This is a genomic window from Pinibacter aurantiacus (assembly GCF_019130065.1).
Lineage (GTDB): Bacteria > Bacteroidota > Bacteroidia > Chitinophagales > Chitinophagaceae > Pinibacter > Pinibacter aurantiacus.
The window spans coordinates 1-18,523 of sequence record NZ_JAHSPG010000018.1 but is presented as its reverse complement, the minus strand read 5'-3'; the positions used below and the strand labels follow the sequence as shown (position 1 = coordinate 18,523).

Sequence of the window (18,523 nt, the reverse complement as noted above, 5' to 3'; positions counted from 1 at the left end):
ATTTTCAACTTTCAATTTTCAATTTCAACCAGCTTCATGAACATATCTGAGTTATCGTTAAAGCGGCCGGTATTTGCTACGGTGATGAACCTTGCAATTATCTTGTTTGGTATAGTGGGGTTCAATTTCCTGGCTGTAAGGGACTACCCTGCAATTGATCCACCGATTATTACTGTTACGACTTCCTATACAGGTGCCAACCCTGATATCATTGAGAGCCAGATCACAGAACCGTTGGAAAAACAGATCAATGGTATCCCCGGCATTCGTACCATCACTTCATCAAGCTCATTGGGTTCCAGCCAGATCACCGTTGAGTTTAACCTTGGTGTGGAACTTGAAGCAGCAGCGAGTGACGTGCGTGATAAAGTGAGCCAGGCGCAACGTAGTTTACCACTGGATATTGATGCACCTCCTGTTGTGGCGAAAGCTGATGCGAACAGCGACCCAATCCTGATCCTTGCAGTGCAAAGCCGCACCAAAGGATTGATGGAGTTGAGCGATTATGCAGAAAACGTTTTGCAGCAACAATTGCAAACCGTGAATGATGTAAGCTCCGTGGGCATCTTTGGGCAGAAGCGCTATGCCATGCGCATTTGGCTGAATCCAGATAAAATGAGCGCATTCAATGTTTCATTTAGTGATATTAAAACAGCTCTGAACAGTGAAAACGTAGAACTTCCTCCCGGAAAAATTTATGGTAACAATACAGAGCTTACTATCCGCACATTGGGTCGCCTTACATCTGAGCAACAGTTCCGCGATCTGTTGATCCGTGAAGACTCAAGCGGCATCATAAGATTGAGCGATGTATCAAGAGTGGAACTTGGTCCTGAATCATTGGAACAAAGCTGGAAATACAATGGTGTAAACGCTGTTGGCCTGGCCGTCATTCCACAACCGGGCGCCAACAACATTGCCATTGCAGATGAGGTATACAAACGCCTGGATGAAATTAAAAAAGAAAACAAATCAGGCATTGAAGTAAGTGTGCTGATCGATAATACACAGAACATCCGTAACTCGTTAAGCGAAGTTGAAGAAACTTTGATCATCGCGTTTGCATTGGTGGTGTTGGTAATCTTCTTCTTCTTCCGCAACTGGTTAATTGCCATCAGGCCGTTGATCGACATTCCTATTTCACTTGTTGCTACTTTCTTCATCATGTATATCGCGGGCTTCTCCATCAACATCCTCACCATGCTGGGTATTGTACTGGCAACGGGTCTTGTGGTGGATGACGGTATCGTTGTAACGGAAAACATTTTCCGTAAACTGGAAGAAGGCATGCCTATACGCAAAGCAGCATTGGAAGGCAGTAAAGAAATTTTCTTTGCGGTTATCTCCACTTCAATCACATTGGCGGTGGTGTTCCTGCCGGTGATATTCCTGCAAGGCTTTGTTGGTAGATTGTTCCGTGAATTTGGTGTGGTATTGGCCGCAGCGGTATTGATCTCGGCTTTTGTATCGCTTACGATCACGCCTGTACTGAACGTTTACCTGACTCGTAAAAATAGTTCGCACGGCAAATTCTATTTAGCTACGGAGCCATTCTTTACCGGCATGGAAAATGGCTACAGACGCATACTCGAAGGCTTTCTTAAAATAAGATGGATGGCATGGGTGATCATTGTGGTTTGCGTTGGGATCATCGTTTTCGTTTACATGAATCTTCAAAGTGAAATTGCGCCGCTGGAAGATAGAAGCAGCATTCGTTTCACAGCCACCGGTGCTGAGGGAATGAGCTTCGGCGCCATGAATGACGTAACTGATAAGATCGCAAATTATTTATACGACTCAGTTCCGGAAAGAGATTTCGTTTTCGCAAGAACTCCGGCGGGAACGAGTGTGAACACGTCACAGCCTCGTATTGGCCTTGTTGATCCACGCGATCGTAAACGAAGCCAGAACGAAATTGCCCTTGACCTGCAAAAGAAATTGTCACGCTTTAATGATGCGAGAATATTCGCCATACAGGAGCAAACGATTTCCGTAGGTTCGGGTTCAAGAACAAGTTTGCCTGTGCAGTTTGTATTGCAGAACCAGGATTTGGGCAAACTGAAAGATGCCATTCCGAAGTTCCTCGATGAAGCGAGAAAAGACAAAACTTTCTCCAACGTGGATGTGAACCTGAAGTTCAATAAACCAGAATTGCAGATCACAGTGGATCGAATGAAAGTAAAAGATCTTGGTCTTTCTACACAAGATGTTATTTCCGCTATGCAATCTGCTTTTAGTGGCGGCCGTTTGGCATATTTTATCATGAATGGTTACCAGTACCAGGTAATCGCACAAGTGGACAGAAAGGACCGGAACAAACCGATTGACATTTCTAACCTGTATGTAAAAAATGCCAGTGGTCAAAACATTCCGTTGGATGCGGTGGTGCACATGGAAGAAAGTACCAACCCTTCTACCCTGTATCACTTCAACAGGTACAAGGCGGCTACTATTTCCGCTTCATTGTCCGAAGGCAGAACCATTGGTGATGGTATTAAAGCAATGGATTCCATCGCGGCCAAAGTACTGGACCCTACCTTCCAAACGGCATTGAGCGGATCATCACGTGACTATGCAGAAAGCTCTTCCAATATTTTGTTTGCGCTTGGCCTTGCTCTGATATTGATCTATCTTGTATTATCGGCACAGTTCGAAAGCTTTATAGATCCGCTGGGCATCATGCTTACAGTACCCATGGCGTTTGCAGGAGCATTTCTAAGCTTATGGATATTCCACCAAACGCTCAACATATTCTCTGAGATCGGTATGATCATGCTCGTCGGTCTTGTTACCAAAAACGGTATCCTGATCGTTGAGTTTGCCAACCAGAAAAGAGCACTCGGCCTTCCAAAATTCGAAGCAGTAGTTGAGGCGGCACAGCAAAGGTTGAGACCTATCCTGATGACGAGCCTTGCCACATCGCTTGGTGCGTTGCCAATTGCGATGAGCCTTGGAGCAGCTTCTACCAGCCGTATTCCTTTGGGTATTGTGGTAGTAGGCGGTATTTTGTTCTCCCTGATATTGACGTTGCTGGTAATCCCGGCGGTGTACACGTATTTGTCAGGCAAGCACAAAGCGCACGTGACGCAGATTAATGAGTAATTGAAAATTGAGAATTGAAAGTTGAAAATTGAAAATGGTTCGTAGGGGAGAATCGCATTCGCCCTCTTCGCATATCGCGAAGTCGATTAATATTATCGCAAACGAACCATCGTTAAATATTTGTTTTAAATTATGATGTCAGCAGCAGTAATTCTATTGATCATTGGTTGCGTCGCACACTTCTACGGTAGTAAGTTGATGCAGCGCATTTGCTTAAGCTTCTCAACTAATTCTTTTATAAAAAAAGGAGCCGTAGTTGCATGCACCCTTTTCATTTCCAGCTATTCGTTTGCCCAAACCCTTACATTGGATGATGCGGTAAACATTGCGCTAAAAAACAGTCTGGACATACAGCTCGCTAAAAATAATGTGACCGTTAACGACATCAATAACTTTATAGGTATTGCCGGTGGATTGCCGGTTGTATCGGGCACTGCAACAGATGCGGAACAACTTTCCAACATCAACCAAAAGTATGCAGATGCAGACCGTAACGTTCAAAAGCGCGGTGTTGCTACCAATAACCTTAGTGGTAACGTACAGGCAAGCTATTTGTTATTCAACGGAATGCGTGTGGTGACAACTAAGAAAAGACTTAACGAATTGCTCAATCAAAGCAAGGAGCAATTGAATTCGCAGGTTCAAAACATTATCGCGTCCGTGATGACAGCATACTATGATGTGATCCGTCAACAGAATTATATAAAAACGATCGACCAATCGCTTATCGTGTCCCAGCAAAAGCTAGACATCGTTAAAACCCAACAGGCAGTTGGAATGGCGAACAATGCAGATCTCTTCCAGGCACAGGTAGATTATAACACGCTTATACAATCGCATCAGTCGCAACAGCTGGCAATCGATCAGTCTAAAACAGAGTTGTTGCGTTTACTTACTTTGAGAGCGGATTCCGTTATTACCATTTCAGATACAATCTTAGTGGACCACTCACTTGTATTGGGAACAATATTGGACAACCTCCCGAACAACCCTGACTTGCGTGCAGCGGAAGACCAGGTTCGCATCAATCAGTTTATTGTAAAAGAAACTGCAGCACAACGCTATCCTTCCCTTCGTTTGAATGGTGGTTATAGCTTTGTCTACAACAGCAGCGCAGCCGGTGATACACGTTTGAACAACAGCTATGGCCCAACGATAGGTGTAGGGGTTGGCGTTCCAATTTACAATGGATCCATCTTTAAGCGACAACAAAAAATAGCCGAAGTAAATGTGAACTCTGCAGAACTCAGCAAAGACATTATCGTAAGAGATTATTCTGCCAACATCATTAAAACGTACCAGGCATATACCACTACATTAAAGCAACTGGAAACGCAAAGAAAAAACTACGAGTTATCAAAACAACTGGTTGACCTGATACTTCAGAAATTTCAATTGCACCAGGCCACCATCATTGATGTGAGAACAGCCCAACAAAGTTTTGAACTTGCCGGCTATAGCCTCATCAATCTAAGTTTTTCTGCAAAATCATCGGAGATTGAATTGAAGAGAGTCAGCAGTCAGCTGAAACCTTAATTAATGGAGAGTTGAGAGTTGAGAATGGAGAGTTATCAACTAATTTGGAATTCAATTATAAAAGATTATTTTTCAACTTTCAACTAATTCTCAACTCTCCATTCTCAACTCTCAACTAGTTGCATGAATGAACTCATCCTCCTTTGCTGTGCAGCATTTGCAGCCGGTTTTATCGATGCCATTGTAGGCGGAGGTGGGCTCGTACAAACGCCCGCAACGTTGATCATTTTACCACACTACCCCGTTGCCACTTTATTAGGGACTATAAAAATCCCATCCTTTTCGGGTACCAGCATTGCGGCATGGCAATATGCTAAAAGAGTAAAGCTTGATAAGCGATTATTAACCGGCGTTTCCATATGTGCTTTTTTTGCTGCACTATTGGGTTCTTCATTGGCTAGCAAACTCAGCAACGCCATTTTCAAGCCCGTAATTTTAATACTATTGATTGGAGTTGCAATCTATACTTACAGCAATAAAAAATTCGGACAGAGGGAGCACGAACTTATAGAAACGAAAAATGCATTGGCTTACGGAATCTCGTTTGGTCTTTTGCTGGGTTTCTATGATGGCTTTATAGGACCGGGAACAGGCAGCTTTCTTATTTTGGTATTCGTAGGTGTGTTGGGACAAGACTTTCTTCATGCGAGCGCCTATGCAAAAATCACTAACCTCGCTACCAATGTTGCTTCGATCATTTACTTCGGTAGCACCGGGCATATCTTGTATCATTATGCAATTCCCATGGCGGTATTCAATGTATGCGGCTCCTTCCTTGGGGCAAGGCTCGCCCTACTGAAAGGCAACCGTTTTATAAGAATCGTTTTTTTAATAGTTGTAACAGGGATGATTATACGCTTTGCATGGGACGTGGCGAAGATTTTAATGACTGAATGGACTGAATAACTGAATAACTGAACCTGTGAAACAATCTGGCCTATAGAATTCAGTTATTCAGTTTATTCAGTTATTCAGTCACTACTCTAAGGGTTTACACTTATAACATAACAATTTTCTTTAATAAAATTTGTTTATCCCGTTTAAATAGTTAATTTAACCTATACAAAACAGTTAGACTGTCTTCAAACCTTCTCCTTAGTTAACAAAGACGTAATACAATAATTGAACATTGCGTTGAAAGTTTAAACATATTTGCATCGTCAAATTACAATATCCAAATAGAAAAAACCTTTAGTCCATTAGTCCAAAGAACCGAGTCCATGTCCAAAGAACAAACCAACCGTTACAACCTTTTTTATGAAATGAACATCCACCCATCCTTGTTGAAAACCAGGTAATATATCCGATCCTAACAGTACGAAGATTAATTCAACTTTACTATATTACCTAAATTCTTAAAAGAAGCTATTCTAACGAATGGCTTTTTTTATTTCAAATGCTTGAGTTGCTGAATCATTGAATGACTGATTAATTCATCTGCAACAATCTTGTAAAACAGACAGCATCGTCATTGCGAGCCCCTGCGGAGAAAGCACACCGAATACAATAGTCAAAGTACAACATTTACGAACGGGCGAAGCAATCTCGAAGGCGCTGGAGATTGCTTCGCCGATCCCGGATTATCGAAGTTTCATTCTATATTTTTGTAATCATTCTCGGCCGCCTCGCAATGACGATGGCGTGTTGTTGTTGTTTATCAGGCAGCTCAAAGACAAGAACTGCTTCAACTACTCAATGATTCAATTATTCAGTTATTCAATTATTCAGTTATTCAGTTATCCAATCACTCCTAACGCCACTCTATAAAACTCATACCCTTTTTCATTTCTCTCGGGCATGTACTTTGCGCGGTATTCGGCTGCGCCGGCGTCTTCGAGAAGTTGTATGTTAAATTGAGAAAGGTAGTCTTGTAATTCTTGCGGATAAAAACCAAACGTCCACTTTTCTTCCAGGGCATCAAGATCGCTTAACAATTTTTCTGCTCCATAAAAATTTGAAGGCTTATCCAACACCCCTTTGTGAACGTATGTAAAGATGACATAAGAACCTGCCGTAAACTTTCTTACAAAAGCGAAAGTTGTGTCAACAGCTTCAGCAGATAAATAATTGGTAACACCTTCCCAAATGATTGTCGTCGGTATAGAGAAGTTTATATTTTGCTGAGCAGCCAAATCATGAATACTTTGCTGGTTAAAGTCAATTTGGAAATAGCGAACATGTGCAGGTAATTTTCCCAACCGCTCTTGCACCTTATTCATCTTCATACGGCTGGTGTTCGGATGATCAATTTCTATGACAGGAATATTTTGCAAAAATGGCAACCGCAATGCCCTCGTGTCAAAACCGGCACCTAAAATAATAACCTGCCTCACTCCTGCCTTTACAGACGTCTCCAACAGGTCATCAATATATTTTGTGCGAGCAATGCCAGAAGAAAAAGCACCTGGAATTTTGTTGTAGATAATTCTTTGAACCAGCTTCTCACCAAAAGGCAATGCTGTCAACTTTGTCGCAAGCTGCAAATTCTTATCAAGAAAAGAAACAGCAAATGAATCTGTAAAAAGTCGCTTATGTTTTGGTCGCCTTGTTTCCAGTGCTCTAAACAAAGCCATGTATTGCGCGGTTTTACTGGCAGCAGTCGCCTTCATGTGAAAAGGTTTCGGGAAAATTAATAATTAATAATTAAAAATTAATAACGCATCATTCATTTATTGCCAGGGTCGTCTGTTGCCGAACATTCTTGAAAATTGATTATGATTTTGATGCGACACCATTAATTACTAATTATTAATTATTAATTGAAATTGGTGCCAGGCGTTATCAGACATTCATTTAATAAAGCAAGTCTGACACTTACCTGGACTTAAATATTTATAAGAGATGATTTCGTTTTTGCTCCTGCAAATTTATCAATCCTTATACCACTCCGTATTAATGAGTAGTTAACTTAACGTTGTCTGCCTGATTTTAACAAATTCAATTTATCATGCCAAACCCTTGTCATCAAAGAGTGCCAGCATTTGCTGCGACTTGATTTCAGTATCTGCGCTCTGCAACATACAATGTAGATGTATCAATTCTTTTTCAGTCAAAACGACGTGGACAATATTACTTGGCGTGGGAAGAACAATATATTTCAACTTATCATCTATAGGAATAAGGGTTTCGCAACGAGCCATTACCAACGTAATAAAAGCTTCAAAATTATTCCTGTCAAGAGTAAGCATCGTTGTTCCAAACGTTACCTGGTAAGTGTTGCAAGCTTTGCATTGCAATATGCATCCGTGATCATCAAAATGCCATGTTTTGAAATTGCACATATTGAAAATTTATAGTGCAAATGAAGGAAAGGTTGAGGGATGTGTGGTTATACATTAGGGAATTCGGTTTGCGAGAAGAGAAAAATTAATAATTAATAATTAAGAATTGATAGAACAGTTACTCAAAGAAAATCGATACTCATGAACGGTAAAAAAATAGAGCATCATCGAATAAACGAATGATGCCCTATTAATTATTATTTATTAATTATTAATTACCTAGTGTCTCACTGCCACCACTTCACTCACCTCATGTTTATGTTTGAAAAATACGGCGAATAAAATCGCAACGATTAATGCGTAGATTGCGAATGCCATCCAGATGCCATGCCAGTCCTTGGTTTTTCCGTCTGCTGCGGTGTAGTATTCTTGTATAATGAATCCGCTAATAGTACTTCCAGCAACGGCTCCTACTCCATTCGTCATCATCATGAATATGCCTTGTGCGCTTGACCTTATATCGGGCGTGGTAGAAGTTTCCACAAACAGTGAACCGGAAACATTGAAGAAGTCGAACGCCATTCCATACACGATGCATGACAAAATTATAAGACTCACTCCTACAGGAGATGGATCGCCATATGCAAACAGTCCGAACCTGAAAACCCATGCCAGCATGCTTATGAGCATCACATTCTTAATACCAAAGCGCCTTAGGAAAAATGGAATAGCAAGAATGAAAGCTGTTTCGGAAAATTGCGAAATAGACATGATGATGGTCGACCGCTTTACCACAAACGAATTGGCATATTCAGGCACTTTACTAAACTCTCCCAGGAAAACATCTCCATAAGCGTTCGTCAGTTGCAATGCAGCACCTAAGAACATGGAGAAAATAAAGAACAGGGCCATCTTCTTATCCTTAAATAAGTGAAGGGCATCGAAGCCCAATACCTGGCTCCAGCTCTTTTTGCTTGTTTGCTTGCCCAATGGAGGACAAGCCGGCAGCGTAAATGAATACAGGCCCAATATAAATGAAGCGATCGCTGCTATGTAAAATTGATTGGCCGAAGCTTTATTTCCGCTAAGGTTGGTGGTCCACATCGCAGCAATAAAGCCGATGGTGCCGAAAACCCTGATTGGCGGAAAATCAATAACAACATCAAAACGATTATTCTTTAAACCGGTGTAAGCGATAGAATTGGCAAGTGCGATGGTGGGCATATAAAATATCATCGCCAGCAAAATTCCCCAGAAAAACTGGGAAGGGTCATTGATCTGAGGGATCAGGCACAAGGAAACACCACTTAAAATATGCAGGAAACCATACAGTTTTTCAGCATTTACCCAACGATCCGCCACCATTCCCATCAGTGCGGGCATAAACAACGAAGCTATTCCCATTGTCGAAAAAATAACTCCAAATTTTCCCCCATCCCATCCCTTTGTGCTGAACCAATAATTGCCGATGGTAATTAGCCATGAACCCCAAACAAAAAATTGCAGGAAACTCATTATTGTGAGGCGGAACTTAATACTCATGTATGCAGTTTGATAGAATAAAGGGGTCAAGATAGTAAATAATGGGAAATGGCAAAAAAAAGACACAGCGTCCTTTGGGTTGGTTTGAACGTGTATCGCACATTATGAAAATTGAACATACAATAGTGTCGGTGGGCAAGATTTACCACTAAGGCACTAAGGACACTTAGCCGCACTAAGGAGTACCTGAAATTAGATCAACTCTTAGTGAAACTTGTGCCCTTAGTGCCTTAGTGGTAATAAAAATCTCACACCCACGACCTGCTGCTCCCTGTAACCTACCTAACACCATTCACTTAAATGCCTTAATTTCGCCCCAGAAAAAGCTTTACAAGATGATTATTACAGACTCAACAATTTCTATAGAAAAGATTATAGAAGCAGAAAAAGAAAAGGCACTTCGAAGCATTGGTGAGAAAATTATCCATAAAGAAAGAATAACCGAGGAAGAAGGTGTTTTACTTTTTGAAAAAGGAAGCCTGCCTTTCGTGGGCGCTTTGGCGAATCATGTTCGCGAAAGACTTCATGGCAACAAAACATATTTCAACCGCAACTTTCATATTGAACCCACGAACGTTTGCGTGTTTTCATGCAAGTTCTGCTCCTACTCACGCTTGTATGCACATCGTGAAGAAGGCTGGGAACTGACGACTGATGACATGCTGAACATCGTTAAAAAATACGATGGCAAACCGGTTACGGAAGTGCACATCGTTGGTGGTGTTCATCCAAAACTGAATCTAAACTTCTTCGCAGATCTTCTGCAAAAAATCAAGGCACATCGCCCGGACCTTCACGTAAAAGGTTTTACAGCGGTAGAGCTTGATTACATGTTCCGCAAGGCAAAAATGACAATAGAGGAAGGCATGAAGTTCCTGCACGAAGCGGGCCTGCAATCATTGCCGGGCGGGGGCGCAGAAATATTTGCACCAGAGATCCGCACACAGATCTGTGAAGACAAAGTGGATGCGGCTGGCTGGCTGGCCATTCATGAAGCGGCACACAAACTAGGCATGCATTCCAATGCGACAATGCTGTATGGCCATATTGAAAAATTCCATCACCGCATTGATCATATGGAAAGATTGCGCAGTCTGCAGGACAAAACAGGCGGATTCAATACATTCATTCCGCTGAAGTTCCGCAACAAACAAAATGATATGAGCAATGTACCGGAAAGCTCCGTAACGGAAGATATGAGGCTTTACGCGATTGCCAGGTTATACATGGACAACTTCCCTCACCTGAAAGCTTATTGGCCAATGCTGGGCCGCAAAAACGCCCAATTGTCGCTTGCGTTCGGTGTAAACGATATCGACGGCACCATTGATGATTCTACAAAGATCTACTCAATGGCAGGAAGCGAAGAACAAACGCCTGTAATGAGTACTGCTGAAATGGTAGCATTGATCAAACAGGTAAAACGTCAACCTGTTGAAAGAGACACTTTGTACAACGAGATCAGGGATTATTCTGATATTGATTTGAAAGAGATCGAGGTGAATCCGCTGCTGAACTAATAAATTCAAAAGTAAAAAATCAAAAAGGGAGTTCGAAATACATCGAACTCCCTTTTGATTTATTAGCACTCTAATCTTACTTAGAGTGCCTGGATTTTTAACTTTTTACTTTTCACTTCCCTACTGCTTTACAAACCTTATCACACCTGTCTTCTCGCCGTTCATATAACCGAATACCTGGTACACGCCGGCACTTAGGTCAGACAGATCAAGCTGCTGTTCATTATTGCCGGTTGAAAGCTGAACGCCTAATTTGCGCCATATTTTTCCGGACATATCGGTGATGTACAGATCCATTGTACCACCAGAACCGGCACTAACATTCAGTTTCACGTTTCTTGTAACCAGGGTTGGAGCAAAACCGGTGATCGCAAATCCATTTGCCTGGTTAATAATCGCAGCCACTTTACTGTACACTACAGAACCATCTTTATCGATCATGCGCAAACGATAATAGTTGTTGCCATCGCTTAAAGGATCTGTATAGCTATAAGTGGTAACGTTGTCAACACCGGCAACAGTGCCCACTTTTGCAAAGTCGCGACCATTGGTGGATTTCAGGATTTCAACTGATTGAGGTATATCAACCGGATCAACTTTCCATTTCAGGTTAGCAGAAGAACCGGATTTTGTAGCGGTGAAATCAAGCAGTATGATTGGCAACGGATCGCCTCCGACAACGCCGAATGTAAATAAGTTGAAATTGCTTTGTATGTCAGATTTTGCTGTTCCATTTACGGCATTACCCGGAGAAATGGACGTACCGTTTGAACCCAGCAAACTGCTCCATTGTGTTCCATTGTAACCGGCAACCACCAACACGCTATTAGCTGCCGAACCCGGAACAGCCTCTCCGCTCAGGGCAAGCTGCACAACTGCATCGCTTCCGGAAATTCTTCCTACGCCCCAATATCCGGTAACGGCAATTTTTGTAAGTGGGCTGGCAACAGGAGAACCATTTGCTGCTCTGAAATAAGTTGCTGTATATGTAGAGGGCGTTGCTGAGTTTGGAATAATTTCAATGGGCCTGTAGAAACCGTTCTGTCCGGTTGGAAACAGGTATGCAGCAGTAGAATTTGTCCTTCTCGTAACTGGACCGGCAATGTAGCTGGCAGAAGAAGCATTGGTAACACCCTGTGTATTGTTTGTACTGTTAATGATGAGGGAGTTTGCAACATTTGTCGAAAGAACACCGGATTGCAAATCAAGTCGTCCTACATTTAATGCACTCGACAAACTTACTCCGCCTGATGTATTATTAATGCGTAGCGCCACCATGTTAGCGGCATTGTCAATGGTGTTGGCAGAGCTGGAAATAGTTTGCGCAGCATTTCCGTTAAACTCAACAATGAATAAATTATCTGTAGCACTGGTCGCAGTACTGCTGCTCGTAAACTGCCCACCCGTTTGAACAAAATTACCCTTGATTGCTAGTTTGCTGGTACCCGTCACACTATTATTTCCCTGCAAAGAAAAAGCGCCGGCAGACTGTATATAATCGCCATTTACCTGCAGCGTATAGTCATTATTTTCATAAGAGAAGCCTGAATATGCCAACTGTACTGCAGAATTCGAGCTAAGTACAAAATTTTTATTTACCGTAACTAAACCGGGAACACCGGTAACGTCTGTAAGTAAAACCAATGTCAGATTGTTGAAATTAACGACGCTTAAATTTCCCTTTATCACTGTCGTGTTGGGCAAATTCAGAGAAAATATGAACTGATTAAGAGACGAAACATTGGGTGTGTTTATAATAACATTTCCCAGAGACAACGCGGCGCTTCCAAAATCAGGCACCCTGTATATTAAGCCTGTCAGCTGCAAAGTAGAAGCGGCATCCCAAGTGGCAGAAGGAATTATTCCCGCGTCCATGTTGTGAATATAATTGGAGCCCGTGTTAAAAATCAAATTGGCAGTTGTCGACTCAATAACACCCGCATGCGGATTCATTGTCAGGGTACCGTTTACTGCTAGTGTTGCACCGGTATTTATTGTCAAACTTGATCCCCATCCCAGGTAAGGATCATCATTGGCTTCCATTGTAAAAGTTCCATTAATAACTCCCGAAGATCCGGTCAGAAGACTCAAATGAATACCAAAATCGTCATCTACAGTGCCGCTGGTAAATGTTTTGAGCGAAGAACCATTGTCTATCGCCAAAGCATTTGTAGCTGCAGAAACAGTAAACTCAGTGATGCCTGCGGAAGTGAAAATTACATTGCTGTTGCCAGTCACCTTCAGTGATGCGATACCGATAGTCAGATCATCCATTGTCACAGTTACGCTACTGTTAAACGTCACATTGTCTCCCGCTCCCGGAACAGTTGCAGTTGACCAATTGGACGGATCGTTCCAGTCTCCACCTGTGCTTCCTGTCCACGTGATGTTAGCGGCCAGCAGCGTTGAGGAATGTAATGTGATAAGTAAGCATAGAAGTAAGATGTATAGTTTCCTCATACCAAAAATTTTATAGCATTAATAGGGACACACAGGACCTGGATAAGGCGAAAAACCTGGTTTTTGTACTAGGAAACTTGAAGCTGTTACAAAATACAATTTTTTGAATTACATCAAAACACTTGTATTCTAATTTTATCCTCCGGTAGACAATAAAAATCAATAGAAAAGACTCAAATCATGTAATGATCGCGCAAAAAAACGACATTTCGTGTAAATGTTATTGTTTAGTTACTATAATATTTTCACTATGGGTATTTTAAAACCCCGAAACAACATATTACCCAACCTCAAATCAATGGATCACACAGGCACATAAAAAAGCATATCCAGGTTAAAGGATATGCTCTATAAATTGGAAAGGTTTAATGCCTAATTAGTATTAAAATATTACAAATGACTACCAAAAAAGTTCTGGACGTTCATCCTTCGCCCTATTTATCTGCTTTCCATGTTCATTTTGCTCATGAAGTGTCCACATACTTGTTAACGTGGTCTCTCTCCAAAGTCTGCCTGCCTTGCGAAACACCTGTACAGGAAGACTAAATTGTTTTACAAATGAAGACTCAAATTGTTCGACTGTCATGGTCGAAGTAATTTCCAGCACACCTTCTTCATGCGATTTGCGTACATCGCAGACACATTGGCTACCTGTTTCTACCAGGTGCGTTTTTGAAAGTTGTCTGTCACTGTGTTTTTTCTTGAAAAACTCAATTTTCAAAAATGGAAAGGTCTTGCTGAACTCGAGTTGCAGATCGTGCAACCTGCGATTGTCATTGATTTGTATAGTCATAGTGTATTATTTTTCACATTCAGAGAATATGTTTCCAATGCAGTACGGGTAAATAAAACAGGAGACTATAGCCGGCTAATCGTTGTTGTAAATGTTGTATGTAAATCTAGAAACTAAAATGTGATAATTTGGTTAAACAGGCCGGTTTAACAATAGGTTGTACTAAGTTAATAAATGTTATTCAGGATGCACATGACTTTCGTAACTTTTAATATTCACAAGTGAAATTAATACGCCGATCATCAAAAGGATCAGCGCCACATAGCCTATCATAAACGGGTAATTATAAATGGATAAGGGCATTCTGTGCAGTACTTTTTTACCTGGCCGGGCAAAAGGAGCCGCATCGGCCACCGGATTTTTTGCCTCAGTTTTTATGTATGCCACAATGCTTTCGATTTGGTTATCACTTAGATCCGGGTGGTCGGGCATAACGATCTGGTTGTGTTTGTTAAACACATCGAGAGCCTCCTTGTCGCCACTTTTTACCATGGCCTGTGAGCCTTTTACAAAGCTGATGATCCAGGGCATAGAATGGCGTTCATCCACTTTTGCCAGTGCCGGGCCGGTTAAAGTTTTGTTTACATTATGGCAGGATGCACAACGACCCTGGAAGAGTTTTTTGCCTTCATCTGCACTTACATTTTGCGCAAAAGAATGTTGCCTCGCAAGAAACAAAAAACATGTAACCATCACCATTAGTATTGCAAAATATTTGCCGGGGAAATACTTTAAAGCGTTAATCATTTTGCAGCTTTTTAATATCGTTAATCAGTAATTGAATGTCTTTGTCAGACGTTCCGTCATAATAACCACGAATGAATTGATCTCTGTCAATCAACACCAATCTATCACTGTGAATAAAATCTTCCGGCCCGCCATCCCCTTCTGTCGCTGTGATGTAGAAACCCTTTCGTGCAAGGCGATACAGATCTTTTTTATCCCCCGTCAATAACTTCCACTGTGCAGGATCTATGTCGTTCAATTTGCCGTAGGCATCCAGTCTTTCCGGCGTGTCGTGCTCAGGGTCTACGGTAAAAGAAACGAACTTTACATCACTTGCATTCACATATGCTTTACTCACTTTTTTGATGTGCCTGAACATATCAGGACATATCGTTGGGCAAGATGAAAAAAAGAAATTCGCAACCGTGATCTTACCTTTTATCGCATCAGAGTTGTACACTTTGTGTTGTTGATCTATAAATGAAAACGGCATTAGCACGACTGCATTTTTCTTACTCACCCAATTATCATCGATGCCTTTGTATGGCAGCGGACTGTACTTATTTTCCAACCAGTTCACAACGGTATAAGCAAGTAACGGCAGCACCAAAATCAGCACCACAAAGGCTTTCCATGAACTCAATATATACCGGTACAGTTTATTCATTTCTTTTCAATCGTTGATATTACCGGTGCAGGGTCCGTTGGCAAATAAGGCGGCGCCTTTTTACCATTGTTGTTCAGCGTATCCATAATGGCCGGTACATATGCCATAAACAATATGACCGCCATAGCTACCAGCCACGGACGAAAAGTGTCGAATATGGGAATACGTTTCTCCGTATGATACACTTCGCTGATGGGAAAATCAATAACCGGCTCAGCGGTACGTTTGCTTAGGAAAGTGCCAAAGAAAACAATGAAATACAAAACTCCTGCAGCGAACATAATGCCACCTCCGGCAAGACCAAGCATGGTTGTAATTACCCAATATGGATTGTACAATTCACTCTCAGGATTGAGATAAGTAAGACCGAGATTTGTTCTGCGAGGTTCGCCCAAAAGGCCGCCCCACATGAGTCCTGTAGAAAAGATCAGAACGCCCACTGTCCACAAATAAGGAACAATGGTATTGATCTTTGGCAGAAAAATTTTCTTGCCGGTAAGTTGAGAAGTCATAAAAATGGACATGCCCAATATTGCAAGGAACACAGGCCCGGCAACGGTCAGGTGAAAATGCCCCGGTATCCATGCAGTGTTGTGAATAACGTTGTTAAGTGAATAAGAGGCATTCACAATGCCCGTTAATCCTCCGAATATAAACAGTATCAAGCCGTTGATGAGATAACCAAACAAGTAAACATTCTTATCAAAGAAAGGCAGTTTCCAAACCCAATTCCACAAACCCTTTGCGCCTCTTTTCCTGCCTGCATATTCAAGCGAAGCAGCAATGGTAAACGCGGTAATAAAACTGGGAACGGCCACGCCAAATGTGAGAATGGATTGTGTAAGTTTAATTCCTCTGCCAATGGCAGGATCTCCAAACTGGTGGTGCACACCAATAGGAATTGACAACAACAGGAAGAGGAAGAATGCAATGCGACCTGCAAGCTCAGAGTATAATTTGCCTCCGGCTAACTTTGGTAAAATCGTATAGAACATGATGTAAGCCGGCAGTAACCAGAAATACACCAGCGCGTGCCCAAAGAACCAGAACAATGTTCTTGTGAGCGAAACGTTGACGGTTGGCGTCCATCCCATCGACCAGGGGATCAGCAGCACGAGCACTTCATATGCAACGGCCAGTGTACAAACGAACCATATGGTGAAATTAATGAGCGTGCCCAAAACAGCGAGTGGCGTATTTACTTCGGTATTGTCTTTTTTCCATTTTGTATAAATGCTTACCCAGTCAAAGAAGGCTACCCATGAACCGACTATGAGCAATGCTGTTCCAAGGTAAAAGAGCGGATGTGCTTTTAGCGGCGCGTAAAACGTATACAACACGGAAGCCTTGCCCATCAACATGGCCCAGGCGGCCATCAAAGTTCCACCAACCATCAGGCACAGCGAAAGCATGGATGCTCTATAATTGGGTTCTTTTTTTAAATGAAAAGCAATGGTGGCGTGACCAAATGCTACTGCAAAAAAAGTGGTCAGCACAATTGCATTGATAACTCCATGCAGCGTAAGCCCCTGGTAATAATCAAGTTTTGCAAATGACGATTGGTGAATAACGCCTGCCCTGTAAATAACCTGCATCAGGCCGTGGTAAATGCCGATGGTCAGTAATAGTACGGGTACAAAAAGCTCGATGAGAATAATATTTCTTATGGGTTTACTTAAGTGCATGTTGTGGTTATTTTGAAGGATAGTTAACGATTACTTCGGCCTGCATGTTCTGGTGGCCCGTGCCGCAGAATTCGTGACAGGTTACTTTGTAGACGCCGGGCTTGTCAAACTTTACCGTTGTTTTTGCCACGGCACCCTGTACGCCCATCAGGTTTACATTTTTCTCGGAGATTTCAAAGCCGTGCACCACATCTTTTGACGTGACAAAAAAGTCAACCTCACTGCCTACAGGGATGTACACAACTGAAGGTTCAAAGTTCCACATGCGGGCAACATAAAAAACCTGGTAAGTATTTTTATCCAGCTGGCTCACGCGGGCATCTTCGTACGATTTATCGTAGGGAAGACATTCGGTAACGTTCCCCTTTTTTGCCCCCATGGCATAGAAAAGGCAAAATATAAATAGCGCAGACACCAGCAGCGCCACTCCTATTACTGTTCTTTCGAATTTATCCAGCATAGTAAATTGTTTTAGCTGCGGTAAAGCATGATAAAGTATATAGTAAACCAAATGATGAGACCCAGGGCGACAAGCAATGAAAAGAAGGCAACAGCGCCGCGTGGGACGAATTTCTCAGGAAAGTCTTGATTGGAATCCATAAGTGTGTTTATTACATAATTGAGTGTAACAAAAAACTTCCTGAACAGTTCACCATTTGTTGTGTTTTTTCCAAAAAAGATTAACGGATATCGTAACCCTAAAAGCACACAATTGAGTATATTGTTTAGTAAAAATTAACCCATGCTATCAAAAACAATGCAAGAGGCCCTGAACAGGCAGGTACAGCTGGAAGCCGAAAGCTCACAGGCATACCTGGCAATGGCCAGCTGGGCTGAGATCCAGCCCGGACTTGACGGCGTTACAAACTTTTTTTACACGCAATCTGATGAAGAGAGAATGCACATGTTAAAACTGATCCGTTACATTAACGAGCGTGGCGGTTTTGCCATCGTTCCCGCGTTGGAGCAGCCGATCATTACCTTCCTCTCTCTTCAACGGGTGTTCGAAGAATTTTTAAAACATGAGATCATTGTTTCGGAAAATATTAACGAGCTGGTGGGCATGGCGCTTAATGAAAGAGATTATGCCACGCACAACTTTCTGCAGTGGTACGTGAACGAACAAATTGAAGAAGAACATCTTGCCAGAACCCTAAACGACAAACTGGTTCTTGTAGGAGAAGACAAAGGCGGCATTTACCTTTTCGACAGAGACATTATGTTGCATAGAGGGAATGAGGGGAAGAAACGGTAGAGAAAAATTAATAATT

Annotated in this window: 14 protein-coding genes; 5 read left to right on the top strand and 9 right to left on the bottom strand. The window is 42.0% G+C overall.

The features are described from left to right. Nucleotides 1-36 precede the first annotated feature (36 nt). The 3 genes from KTO63_RS23815 to KTO63_RS23805 all read left to right on the top strand — a co-directional run bounded on the left by KTO63_RS23815 (nucleotide 37) and on the right by KTO63_RS23805 (nucleotide 5,544). Nucleotides 37-3,102, top strand: a complete 3,066-nt coding sequence (locus tag KTO63_RS23815; protein WP_217794485.1) for an efflux RND transporter permease subunit — start codon at nucleotides 37-39, stop codon at nucleotides 3,100-3,102. A 132-nt stretch (nucleotides 3,103-3,234) separates the two neighbouring features. Further along, nucleotides 3,235-4,638 carry a TolC family protein gene (locus tag KTO63_RS23810; protein WP_232373315.1) on the top strand — a complete coding sequence of 468 codons (1,404 nt, stop codon included), beginning with the start codon at nucleotides 3,235-3,237 and terminating at the stop codon, nucleotides 4,636-4,638. A gap of 123 nt (nucleotides 4,639-4,761) precedes the next feature. After that, entirely contained in the window at nucleotides 4,762-5,544 is a 783-nt protein-coding gene (locus KTO63_RS23805) for a sulfite exporter TauE/SafE family protein (RefSeq protein WP_217794484.1), read from the top strand. Nucleotides 5,545-6,374: 830 nt separating this feature from the next. Here KTO63_RS23805 and KTO63_RS23800 read toward each other — a convergent pair. From KTO63_RS23800 to KTO63_RS23790, 3 genes are all read right to left on the bottom strand, one after another. Then, nucleotides 6,375-7,247, bottom strand: coding sequence for a class I SAM-dependent methyltransferase (locus tag KTO63_RS23800; RefSeq protein WP_217794483.1), 873 nt, complete (start codon nucleotides 7,245-7,247; stop codon nucleotides 6,375-6,377). A gap of 336 nt (nucleotides 7,248-7,583) precedes the next feature. Further along, nucleotides 7,584-7,919 carry a DUF6686 family protein gene (locus KTO63_RS23795; RefSeq protein WP_217794482.1) on the bottom strand — a complete coding sequence of 112 codons (336 nt, stop codon included), beginning with the start codon at nucleotides 7,917-7,919 and terminating at the stop codon, nucleotides 7,584-7,586. 219 nt (nucleotides 7,920-8,138) lie between these two features. After that, nucleotides 8,139-9,401, bottom strand: coding sequence for a nucleoside permease (locus tag KTO63_RS23790; protein WP_217794481.1), 1,263 nt, complete (start codon nucleotides 9,399-9,401; stop codon nucleotides 8,139-8,141). Between the two features lie 335 nt (nucleotides 9,402-9,736). Between KTO63_RS23790 and mqnE the strand changes: the two genes are divergently transcribed. Then, nucleotides 9,737-10,921, top strand: a complete 1,185-nt coding sequence (gene mqnE / locus KTO63_RS23785) for an aminofutalosine synthase MqnE (RefSeq protein ID WP_217794480.1) — start codon at nucleotides 9,737-9,739, stop codon at nucleotides 10,919-10,921. Between the two features lie 120 nt (nucleotides 10,922-11,041). Here mqnE and KTO63_RS23780 read toward each other — a convergent pair whose 3' ends face one another. From KTO63_RS23780 to KTO63_RS23755, 6 genes are all read right to left on the bottom strand, one after another. Continuing rightward, entirely contained in the window at nucleotides 11,042-13,381 is a 2,340-nt protein-coding gene (locus KTO63_RS23780) for a T9SS type A sorting domain-containing protein (RefSeq protein WP_217794479.1), read from the bottom strand. A 400-nt stretch (nucleotides 13,382-13,781) separates the two neighbouring features. Further along, entirely contained in the window at nucleotides 13,782-14,174 is a 393-nt protein-coding gene (locus KTO63_RS23775; protein WP_217794478.1) for a hypothetical protein, read from the bottom strand. A gap of 177 nt (nucleotides 14,175-14,351) precedes the next feature. Beyond that, entirely contained in the window at nucleotides 14,352-14,921 is a 570-nt protein-coding gene (locus tag KTO63_RS23770) for a c-type cytochrome (RefSeq protein ID WP_217794477.1), read from the bottom strand. Continuing rightward, entirely contained in the window at nucleotides 14,914-15,567 is a 654-nt protein-coding gene (locus KTO63_RS23765; RefSeq protein WP_217794476.1) for an SCO family protein, read from the bottom strand. The genes KTO63_RS23770 and KTO63_RS23765 overlap by 8 nt, the downstream gene beginning before the upstream one ends. Next, nucleotides 15,564-17,252, bottom strand: coding sequence for a cbb3-type cytochrome c oxidase subunit I (locus KTO63_RS23760; protein ID WP_217794475.1), 1,689 nt, complete (start codon nucleotides 17,250-17,252; stop codon nucleotides 15,564-15,566). The genes KTO63_RS23765 and KTO63_RS23760 overlap by 4 nt, the downstream gene beginning before the upstream one ends. 7 nt (nucleotides 17,253-17,259) lie before the next feature. After that, nucleotides 17,260-17,712: a cupredoxin domain-containing protein gene (locus KTO63_RS23755; protein ID WP_217794474.1), complete on the bottom strand. Its 453-nt coding sequence runs from the start codon at nucleotides 17,710-17,712 to the stop codon at nucleotides 17,260-17,262. A gap of 282 nt (nucleotides 17,713-17,994) precedes the next feature. Here KTO63_RS23755 and KTO63_RS23750 point away from each other — a divergent pair, with 282 nt between their 5' ends. Beyond that, nucleotides 17,995-18,507 carry a ferritin gene (locus KTO63_RS23750; protein WP_217794473.1) on the top strand — a complete coding sequence of 171 codons (513 nt, stop codon included), beginning with the start codon at nucleotides 17,995-17,997 and terminating at the stop codon, nucleotides 18,505-18,507. Nucleotides 18,508-18,523: the final 16 nt, after the last annotated feature.